Origin of the sequence: Clostridium sp. UBA7339, from assembly GCF_002470865.1 — a bacterium.
Lineage (GTDB): Bacteria > Bacillota > Clostridia > Clostridiales > Clostridiaceae > Clostridium_J > Clostridium_J sulfidigenes.
The window spans coordinates 49,786-60,848 of the sequence record NZ_DKPI01000005.1 but is presented as its reverse complement, the minus strand read 5'-3'; the positions used below and the strand labels follow the sequence as shown (position 1 = coordinate 60,848).

At 27.8% G+C, this 11,063-nt stretch carries 9 protein-coding genes; 2 read left to right on the top strand and 7 right to left on the bottom strand.

Going from position 1 to position 11,063, the window contains the following annotated elements; genetic code table 11:
- Window positions 1–403 precede the first annotated feature (403 nt).
- The 3 genes from B2S02_RS03355 to pckA all read right to left on the bottom strand — a co-directional run bounded on the left by B2S02_RS03355 (window position 404) and on the right by pckA (window position 4,445).
- Window positions 404–1,183 (bottom strand): serine hydrolase, encoded by a 780-nt coding sequence (locus tag B2S02_RS03355; RefSeq protein WP_346849209.1) that lies wholly within the window; start codon window positions 1,181–1,183, stop codon window positions 404–406.
- Window positions 1,184–1,597: 414 nt separating this feature from the next.
- Window positions 1,598–2,695, bottom strand: coding sequence for a hypothetical protein (locus B2S02_RS03350; RefSeq protein WP_346849210.1), 1,098 nt, complete (start codon window positions 2,693–2,695; stop codon window positions 1,598–1,600).
- A gap of 175 nt (window positions 2,696–2,870) precedes the next feature.
- Window positions 2,871–4,445: a phosphoenolpyruvate carboxykinase (ATP) gene (pckA, locus tag B2S02_RS03345; RefSeq protein WP_346877813.1), complete on the bottom strand. Its 1,575-nt coding sequence runs from the start codon at window positions 4,443–4,445 to the stop codon at window positions 2,871–2,873.
- Window positions 4,446–4,832: 387 nt separating this feature from the next.
- Between pckA and B2S02_RS03340 the strand changes: the two genes are divergently transcribed.
- Together B2S02_RS03340 and B2S02_RS03335 are read left to right on the top strand one after the other, a co-directional pair.
- Entirely contained in the window at window positions 4,833–6,182 is a 1,350-nt protein-coding gene (locus B2S02_RS03340) for a Mur ligase family protein (RefSeq protein WP_346891308.1), read from the top strand.
- A gap of 15 nt (window positions 6,183–6,197) precedes the next feature.
- Window positions 6,198–6,920, top strand: coding sequence for a type 1 glutamine amidotransferase (locus tag B2S02_RS03335; protein WP_346849212.1), 723 nt, complete (start codon window positions 6,198–6,200; stop codon window positions 6,918–6,920).
- Between the two features lie 81 nt (window positions 6,921–7,001).
- Here the strand turns inward: B2S02_RS03335 and B2S02_RS03330 are convergent, their stop codons facing one another.
- From B2S02_RS03330 to B2S02_RS03315, 4 genes are all read right to left on the bottom strand, one after another.
- The gene (locus tag B2S02_RS03330; protein ID WP_346849213.1) at window positions 7,002–8,261 is read right to left on the bottom strand and encodes an XRE family transcriptional regulator; all 1,260 of its coding nucleotides are present in this window, start codon (window positions 8,259–8,261) and stop codon (window positions 7,002–7,004) included.
- A gap of 15 nt (window positions 8,262–8,276) precedes the next feature.
- Window positions 8,277–9,590 carry a helix-turn-helix transcriptional regulator gene (locus B2S02_RS03325; RefSeq protein ID WP_346849214.1) on the bottom strand — a complete coding sequence of 438 codons (1,314 nt, stop codon included), beginning with the start codon at window positions 9,588–9,590 and terminating at the stop codon, window positions 8,277–8,279.
- A gap of 199 nt (window positions 9,591–9,789) precedes the next feature.
- Window positions 9,790–9,960 (bottom strand): hypothetical protein, encoded by a 171-nt coding sequence (locus tag B2S02_RS03320; RefSeq protein WP_156964390.1) that lies wholly within the window; start codon window positions 9,958–9,960, stop codon window positions 9,790–9,792.
- A gap of 167 nt (window positions 9,961–10,127) precedes the next feature.
- Window positions 10,128–11,039: a viroplasmin family protein gene (locus tag B2S02_RS03315; RefSeq protein ID WP_346849215.1), complete on the bottom strand. Its 912-nt coding sequence runs from the start codon at window positions 11,037–11,039 to the stop codon at window positions 10,128–10,130.
- Window positions 11,040–11,063 lie beyond the last annotated feature (24 nt).

The window sequence follows — 11,063 nt, the reverse complement described above, 5'->3', positions numbered from 1 at the left end:
ACTTCCGACGACTCTTACTATTTTACTAGATAATCTCTTATCTGTCAACATTTGTTTAAGAAGTTTTCCTCTTAATTTCTTGTTGTTTTCTGCCGCATCTCTCAGCGACAAGACTTATCTTATCATGATATGATAGCTTGTTTTTTTATAATAACCGCATTATGTTAAAAGAAATACATATTTCTTTTATTTCCTTATAATAGCTATATAATTCTATTACTGATACACCAGGCAATATTGTTACCAACGATTTCAGTGTTCCTTGATTTCTAATGATTATAAGTTTAAAAATCAAACTTAACTTTGCCTTTTTCTTTAAAATTACATTGCGAAATTTTAATAATTTAATATCAAGTTGAAGAGCGTGGACAAAATCCACGCTCTTCAACTTAGAGATATTATATTAATTCCAATCCTTATCAATAATATCAAACATCATTTTCCCAACTCTTGCTAAAGAACTAACTCCATAAACATTAGATGGTAAATTTCTTGACATAACAACAAATACAAAATCACCTTTTTCTAAATTTAATAACACAATATCATTTTCTATTTTTTCTAAACTTCCTGCTTTATGTGCCGTTTTAACTTTAAAATCTTTAGGCCAATAAAATGATATCCCTGTGGTTAATTGATTCCTCCTAATAACTTCTAAGATAAATTTACTATGTTCTCCATTTAACACTTTCCCCTTGCTTAATAGTGCTAAACCTTTACATAGATCATAGCTTGTAGTTATATTTTCATTATCGAAGTCTTCTTTTTCACCTGATGGATATTTTTTTATAAATGTAGATGTTAACCCCATATCATGAATGATACTGTTTATCCTATCTTTGCCTATAGTGTTTATAAGTTTACACGCTGCTGTATTATCACTTTGGATAAGCATTGCAACTATTAACTCTTTAATACTATATTGTCTACCTTCTAATTCATGTATAATACCAAAAGATCCCGAAACCTTATCATCATTTGTTATTGTTACTAATTGATCTAAAAATATATTAGTAGATTCCACTTCTTTCATTACTGCCATAGCAATAGGAAGTTTAATACAACCAGCAGCTACCATTTTAAGATCTTCATTAAACCCATAAGTATAATCGCTTTTTAAATCTGCAAAATAAAAACTATATTCCCCTTCTCTTGTCTCTAAATAACGTTTGATTTCTTTCATACATACCCTCCACATGCCAAATGGTAATATCAATTTATAACTAGCTATATTATAATTTTCTTTATATATTATGTCAAATTTCTGACTATTGTAAAAAATCAATAAAGTGATATACTTTTTAGATTATATCACTTTATTATTCATACCAAATAAGTTAATATACAGCACTTTTATGGTGTAGTATTTTAATTGTAATACATAAATGCTTATTACACATTTATATAATCCCTATATTATTCATTTAAACGTCTTATATTTACAAATACTTAACTTATTTATTTTATTTTTATATTATATATAAGTTAAGTAACTATTACCTCAAAATTGTAAAAATCAACAATTATATTCCTGCACACAAAGCTTGTGGAAAGGTAATGTAATCTACGTCCCTAGTTTTCTCTTTTCCCCTTTCTTCTATTTCTTTATAACCACCTGTCGTAAGGGATTAGTACCGTCTAATGAAATTTCTATAGTTGTAACACCTTTTTCTATAGATAAATTATAATAGGTGTCAACCTTAATAAAATCTCCATTATTTACTCTAACATAAAACTCCTCAACCATTAAACTATTCATAAATGCTCCTAAGGTAAATTTTATATAGTTATCATCATCTTCCTTTACATTAGTTTTCGCAAATATAATAGTAGGAATTTTATCTAACTCATTATTCACTTTTTCTTCATAAGGATTAATATTAAATAAAGATTCATTATCTACAAATATAGTTGGTGGAATATAACCTTTAGAAGTTTCTAATTGAGCATCCATAACATCTTTTACATATGTTATATATGAGTTTATTATAGATCCCTCATATTTACTGTTATCAATTCTTATACTGTAAGTACCTAGATGGTTATTTAATAGCTTTATAGACTTTTTATCTAAAACTCCATCTTCACTACCGCTAACCTTAAGCTGGGATAAATCTTTCTTTAAAACCTCAATGGCACTTAAAGGTTCATCACCCTCTTTAAAATATCCACCTGTAACCACATCAAACATTATCCACTTATTAAAATTAGAATCCCATACTTCTAATACAGAGTAGTTTCCATTTAATCTATATTCTCCAACTCTAACCTTTATACCTATTGAAGATAACAATTCTTGAAGCACTGTATTATAATCCTTTTGTGAAACTTTTTTACCCGACATTAGAATTTTTAAAAGCTCTTCTCCATCTTTGTTAGTATCCATATCTGAAAGGGTTATTTCCCCTTTTTCATCTAACCATTTGTTTATATCTACACATTTCATAATTTCACTAGTATTTTCACTAACTAAAGTCTCTACTTTATATTTACTTTTTAGGGTAGCTATTTCCGCTACAGTACTATCAATGTAATAAAACTTTATATTATTTCCTGAATATAAATTATCCCATTTTTCTACTTTAGCAGTATAATCATGTTCTTTGTCTCTTTGACTAAACATCCAAAATCCTACAACACTTAATATTATAACTAAAACACCTAATCCTATATTTTTTCTTTTTCTAGCTTTCAACCCATTACTCCCCTTTACATCTGCATATTGTTATATTTATATTCTATTATAAACTTTTTTCCAATAAAATAAAAGTTTTCTATACTTCATGACAAATTTTCATTCTTTAAATTATTCTATCTCTATATAAAGAAAAGAAACTCATTTTAATCTGAGTTTCTCTTCTTTATAATCACTATTTATTACATCCAGGTGCTGCCTTCAATATATCTTCACTTACGCTATCAAATTTTTTAAAGTTTTCACGGAATTGTTTAACAAGCTCGTACACTTTCTTATCATACTCTTTTTTGTCTTCCCAAGTATTTTTAGGTTTTAATATTTCAGATGGTACATTTGGAACCTCTTTAGGTATAAGAACATTAAAGTTTTCATCCTTTTCGAATTCAGCATTTCTTAAATTGCCTTCTATAGCAGCCTTAACCATAGCTCTAGTATAAGATAAATTCATTCTTTTACCTACACCATATTCTCCACCAGACCATCCAGTGTTAACAAGATATACTTCTGTATTATTTTTTATAATTCTTTCTCCTAATAGTTTAGCATATACTTCTGGTTTCATAAGCATAAAAGGTTCACCAAAACAAGCAGAGAATGTAGCTTTTGGTTTAGTTATTCCTCTTTCTGTACCAGCTAGCTTACTAGTATATCCAGACATAAAGTGATACATAGCAGCTTCTTTAGATAATTTAGATATTGGTGGTATTACACCAAAAGCATCTGCAGTTAAGAATACTACTGTATTAGGATTTCCACCAACTCCACTTATTTCAACATTTTCGATAAAATCTATAGGATATGCTCCTCTTGTATTTTCAGTTAATGAATCATCATCAAACATTGGTCTATTACTCTCATCTAAAACTACATTTTCTAGTAATGCACCAAATTTTAAAGCGTTATAAATTTCTCTTTCCTTTTCTTTATCTAACTTGATAGTTTTTGCATAGCACCCACCCTCAAAGTTAAATACACCTTCATTACACCAACCATGTTCATCATCACCAATTAATTTTCTATCCGGATCTGCAGATAAAGTCGTCTTTCCAGTTCCAGAAAGTCCAAAGAATACAGCAGTATCGCCATCTTCTCCGATATTAGCTGAACAGTGCATAGGGAATACACCCTTTTTAGGTAATAAGAAGTTCATTATAGAGAATATTGATTTCTTAATCTCTCCAGAATATTGACTTCCACCTATTAAAACAATCTTCTTTTCAAAATTAATTATTATAAAGGCTTCAGAGTTTACTCCATCCTCTTTTCCTTTAGCTTTAAAACCTGGTGCTACAATTACATTAAACTCAGGTTTAAAACTTTCTAATTGTTCTTTTTCATATCTTCTAAATAATTGATTAGACATTAGAGCTTGTGATGCCAATTCATTGACAACTCTTATATTCATGCTATACTCTTTCATTGCTCCAACATAACCATCAAATACATATAAATTCTTAGTAGATAAATAATCTATAACTTGTGAATATAAATTATTGAAAATTTCTTCTTCTATGGGTAAGTTAACCTCTCCCCAGTTAATTAAATCATTTACACTTTCTTGTCTTACGATAAATCTATCTTTAGGAGATCTTCCTGTATACTTTCCTGTTTTTACAACAAAAGCTCCACTATTAGCAAGAATTCCTTCTTCATTTTTAATAGCATGAGAAACTAACTCAGCATAGCTTAAATTTCTATAAATTTCCTTATTAGTATTAATTTTTAAATTATTTAAGTTAAAATCCATTTTACTACCCCCAAATATCTTCTAGGAATTAATGTAACACATTTTTTTAATTTCCTAATATTATAATACTACTTTTTTATAAAAATGCAACAAATATTTTATTTTTCTTTATTAAATCATATTTTATTCAGAATTATTGCAAGTCGAACTTCATTATACTGCATTTTAAATATTGTAACGGTATATAGTACATCACTTTTATCGAATTTTGCTAACTTTTAATATTTTTTTAAATCTAAATTAATATTTAAAATCATCCTTTCATTTTCAATTTAGAATGATGTCATTAATGTAGATATATGTTATAATATAAAATTGATATACTTATAAATACTTAAATTAATTTATTAAAATAACTCTGAGAAATATTTAAAGGATGTGTGAAAAATTAAGATAAATTCATTTATAGCTATAGTCACTTCAAAAATTATATTAAAATTAAGTACCAAATTATTCAAAGGGGGTTCAAACTTTCCCGGCAAAGTCGCTTTAGCCTTAGACAGAAGTATATTATCAACAGTTGCTAAAGGTTATAAAGTAATTTTAATCACAGGTACTAACGGTAAAACTACAACCACTAGCATGATTTATAATATTCTTAATAAAGCCGGTAAAAATGCTATAACAAATAATACTGGAGCTAATATGAATACTGGAATAGTTGCGTCTTTCATTTCTAATTTCAAATTTTCTAATAAGAATAAAGATATGTACGCAGTTATCGAAGTAGATGAGGCTTACCTTAAATTCATAACAGAATATATAAAACCTGAAATAATTACTGTAACTAATCTATTTAGAGATCAGTTAGATAGATATGGAGAGGTACATACTACTTATAATAAAATTTTAGAAGGAATACATAAATCTCCTCAATCTCTACTTGTTCTAAATGGCGATGAATCTCTACTAGGTAAAATTGATGCCAATAATCCTGTAGTTTACTATGGCTTTAATGTTCCTATTAAAGAAAATACAGTTTTAAATGTAAATGCAGACAGCAAGTTCTGTAAATTCTGTAAGACTCCTTATAGTTACGAATTTATTACTTACAATCATCTAGGAAAATACTTTTGTGCAAATTGTGGGTATGAAAGACCTGAACTTAAATATCATATTGATGAAGTAGCAGCTTTAACTACCGAAGGCTCAGAAGTTGTTGTTAATGAAGAAAGTTACTTTATAAATCAATCTGGAGAATATAACATATATAATGCTATTTGCGCATTATCTGTAACACTAGAATTGGGTATAGAATCAACTTCAATTAAAGCATCTTTACAAAACCAAAAGAGCACTTTTGGAAGGCAAGAGAGTCTAAATATAAATGGAAGAGAAGTAAAAATAATTCTTGTAAAAAATCCTGCTGGTTATAACCAAGCTATAAACACTTTGCTTCTTAATAATAAACCTATAAATTTAGTATTGATGTTAAATGATAATTATGCCGATGGTACAGATGTTTCATGGATATGGGATGTAGATTTTGAAAAATTAAATTCACTAGAAATAAATGATATTATAATCTCTGGTATACGTCTTTATGATATGGCTGTAAGACTAAAGATTGCTAATCTTAAAGAAGAAAACTTTAAAATCTGCGAATCCGATGATGAGCTTATAAATAATATAATAAGTGCTGAAGCAGAAACCACATATGTACTTGTTACATATACTGCTATGTTACATCTTAGAAAGTTATTGCACAGTAAAGGCTATATAAATAAAATTTGGTAAGGTTAAGGTGAGTTTATGGAAATTAATATATGTCATTTATATCCTGATTTATTGAATGTTTATGGTGATATTGGAAATATTCTAATTCTTAAACATAGGGCTGAGAAAAGAGGAATAAATGTTATAATAAGAAACGTATCAATAGGTGATGCATTTAACCCTGAAGATTTTGATATAGTGTTCTTCGGAGGTGGTCAAGATTATGAACAGTCCATAGTTTCTAAAGACTTAGTAGAAACTAAGAAACAAGGGATTACCGATTATATAGAATCTGGAAAAGTATTTATATGCATATGTGGAGGATATCAACTTTTAGGAAAAACCTACGAAACTTCTACAGGTGAGATTTTAGAAGGATTGGGTATATTAGATATTTATACCAAAGCTTCTAATGAAAGATTAATAGGCAATTCAATTATATATAATGAATTCTTTAATGAAACCTACGTAGGATTTGAAAATCATTCAGGTAAAACTTACATTGGTGATTTAAAACCTCTTGGTATAGTGAAATACGGATTCGGTAACAATGGTGAAGATAAAAAAGAAGGTTGTGTTTATAAAAATACTTTCTGCACTTATTTTCATGGAAGCCTACTATCTAAAAACCCCGAGCTTACAGATAGACTTTTATCTTTAGCCATAAAAAATAAGTATGATGAAGTTGAACTTTCCCCTTTAAATGATTCCTTCGAAATTAAAGCTAAAGATCATATTATAAAAAGATTTATAAAATAAAAATAGGTTGTTTCAAAGTGATTAAAAATCATTTTGCAACAACCTATTTTCATATTAAATCCTGATAAATAAAATTACTAACTAATAAAAACTTTTATCCATCTTAAAGGCCAAACTAAAATATTTTATTGAATCATTAACATTTCCCATATCATGATACATGGTACCTATCTTCATATACCTTTTACATATTTCACTCTTAGTTCCATATTTCATCAGAGCATCTAAAGAAAGCATCATATACGTCTCAGCCATTATATAATTCTTCTTCCTTTCGAATATCATGGCTTTATAGTAGTATGCTTTTTCCATTATGGGAACAAGCTCTAGTTCAATAGATAAATCTAGGACTTCTTCTATATAGTTTAACACTAAATCGTAGTAACCATACTCTATCAAACTTTTAACCCCATCAATTAAAAATTCACATAACTGCTCTTTATCACTTCTTGGATATTCACTCAATGCCCTTTCTACATAGTCTAAAGCCTCGTCTTTAATTCCATTTTCAAACATAGCTTTTGCAAGATCATAATACGCTCTTGCTTTTTTATCTAGCAAGTTATCATATCTTTTTAAAGCTTGCTCTTCATAGTATTTAACTTCATCGCCACCTAAATAAATTTCTATAATAGCTAGCACTTTATATATTTCTGCATTTACATACTCATTTTTATTAAATGAAAGTATTTCCTTTAAATCTTCACTAACTTTTTTTGCTTTAATTATATTATTACACATTATATAAATTACTACTTGATTATAAGTTGCCTTTATATATTCTACTGAGTCTTTTTTATCTAATTCAATAAGTTTCTTCCTTACTGTTGATATATAACTACCCGCTTGAGAGCATTCACCATTAGTATATAAATATTTTGCTATATACATATAATAATTAATATGTAAAATTTCATCTTTAGACTTTTGACAAGAATTATAATATCTAGGTATAGTAGTACTTAATTCTGCTGACATACCGTGATTCAAATAGTATTCAAATAGTATTTGAAATAGTTTACAACTCAAATCGTAATAGTGATACTTTTCTGCATAATCTACATTGTATAGTACATCTTCTAAAGAAATTAATGGCGTCATAGAATTAAATTTTTCAATATTTGCTTCTATCTGTTCTCTTACACCATGTTTTAAATACTCCATATCTAATCCAAGCTTATCTACAATAATTTCTAGAATCCAATCTTCTGGATCAACCTTATTGTTTTCTATACAACTCATTTTAGAAACGGAAATTTTATCTTCACATATATCTTTTAAAGTTAGACCTTTATATATTCTGGTCCTCTTTATTTTTTCTCCAGCCGATAATATTTCCATAGTTATCCCCCATTTTTAAAAATCCGTTAAGCATTTTGTTTCTTCAAGAATCTTAACCCCTTCATCTAAATATTTTCCAGCTTCTTCTTCTCTTCCTAAGTCCATGTAGAATTTTCCTAAGGCAATAGCAATTTCAGCACTTTCCTTATGATAATTCATTTTTTCTGTATAGTTTAAAGCATCTATTAAAGTTCTTTCTGCTTCTTCATACTTCTTCTCTAGTAACTCAATTTTATATTTAAGAATATGGTACTTGTACATTAAAGTACAATCTGTTACACTTAAATTTTGCATATTAGATACTATCTGTTCTAGTACCTTTTTTGCATTTATTTCATCTTTTAATTTTATATAGTTATTACAAATCAACATTAAAGTATTAACAGTAGATTCCTCAGAAAGCCTTTCTTTAATAGCTTTAGCATCTAAAAGATATTCAAAGGACCTGTCTACATATCCATATTCTGAAAACATTTCTCCTAACCCTGACATTAAATCTGTAATTAAAATACTTTGTTGTCTAGTTCTAAAGAGATTCAAACTTTTTTCAGTGTATGCAATAGCCTGGTTTAAGTTACCCTCTTTAAACCTTACTTGTCCAATCTTCATAAATGATTCTCCATAGTTCCTCGAATCCTTTAGTTTTAAAAGTTTTTCTTCAGCATATTTCATATACTCTATTGCTTCTTTATCAATTCCCATTTTATTAAGAGTTTTGCTTATGTAATAATAAACCTTACCCATAGCAACTTCATTATATACATCACTTTCTTCAAACACCTTCTCTGCTTGTTGAAAATAGCTATATGCAGAATGATATGCATCAAGTTCAAGAGTAATTTTGCCTAGAAGCATAAATACTTTAATAATTTCGTCACTACAATTATATTTAATATATATATTATTAGCTGAAAGTAGTAACTCCTGAGCTTCATCATATTCTTTTTTCTTTTCATGTATTAAGGCTTTTAAATACAAATTAGTTGCCATATTTAATTCAAGATCATATTTTTCAATATATAAAAATGAATCTTCTAATGCCTTCCAAGCTATCTCCAAATTATTATTTAATATATTAGATTCCGCGATATTTTGATAGTATATACAAATCTTGCCTGCTTGCGTTTCTTCAGTCTCCATAAGGTGTTCTACCGAAACTTTTAATGCACCTGCTAAATATTCTAACAAGTCCATGCTAGGATTAGATTTACCTGATTCAATTAAACTTATTTGACCAGCAGTTATTCTATCTCCAGCCAGATTTTTTAGAGTTAAATCAAGCTCCTTTCTCCTTTTTTTTATTTTTTCTCCTAAAGATAAAATTTCCATAAATTCATCCTCTTCTCTTAGCAAATGCTTCCTAATTACTTCAGATAATTATACCCCTATATTGTATCATAAACAAACAAAATACACAAAAATAAATGTCTTAAATTTTTATTAAATGTGCGTTAATTTAATCATTTTTATTGTATTATATTAAACTTTATTTAAAATAAAGATAACTAGAGCAGAAAATCTGCTCTAGCTATCTTAAAGGAACCATTGCTTTATTAAACATATCTTCAGCTCTATGTTGAAATCTCTTAGCCTTTTTCCTTAATTTTCTTTTAGTTCTTCCATCCATTGAAGGCATTACGTAATTAACAGCTAAGGCTAAACTTGCTATCAACACCATAATCTTTAATAACATTTTCATAAAATACACATCCCTTCTCATTGTATACTTATCCACCTGGAATTCCATAGAATTTTCCATATAAATAAATATTTTAGGTTACAATAATATTTACTTATTCATAATTAGTAGATCTTAAGTATGTTTATAGGATGCACATATTTCTAATTTATATGCCTATAATTAATTTATTTTAAGTTTTGAATTAATTCTAATATAATTTTATCCTTAACCTCTATAGGTACACATTTTAAATATTTTTCTCTCTCATTTATATCTATACTATTTAAGTGTTCTATTATTCTGGTAATGTGATATTTATCTTCAATTCCTATATTACTATGAACATCTAGAGACATAACGTTACTAATATTTTTCTTAATAATTTTAGAAAGTTTATTTTTAACGTCACTAGTAGCAACCCTTAAAGTATTATTTTCAACAGCTTTATCTACTACAGAATCAAATTCTACCCCAGCACCACTTTTTGCCAACTCATCTGCAATATCATTATATAAATCATTAGTATGACTATCTACCTTAACAAATATAATGTTTATATTACCTTCTTTTTTTAACTTGTTAATAACTTCATAGTATTCCTTTGATAAAACTGTATTTCTCTCCCATGCGCCTGTTGCATGTTGACAGACTCCAGCATAATCATAAAATAATACTATTTCTCTATAGTTATTATCTAATGCATATTTTACACCATTTATAGCAGCCTTCAGCTCTCCATTTACTTGCCTTTGATTGCACTGATTATTCTTGCCTCCACCATAGTTGACATATGTAATTATATCCTTTTCAACCACAAGTACCCCATATCCAAACTCTTCTGTAGATATGTTATAGCTTCCATCAACATATATATGAGGCACATCTAAAGGATAGTTGTCCACACCTTTCTTTAATTCTGAACTATTATCTAAATAATCTTTTGCCTCTTTTTCTGTTAAAAAACTCTTATATATAGCACCTTTCGCTCCTTTTACATAGGAAAGACACTCACTCCAACTTTTAACAATAATATTATTAACGTCTACATTATTATTAAAATCTCTTCCTTTTTTTATCGCATAATATTTAGTTGCCATAATAACCCCTACCTTAAACGTAGA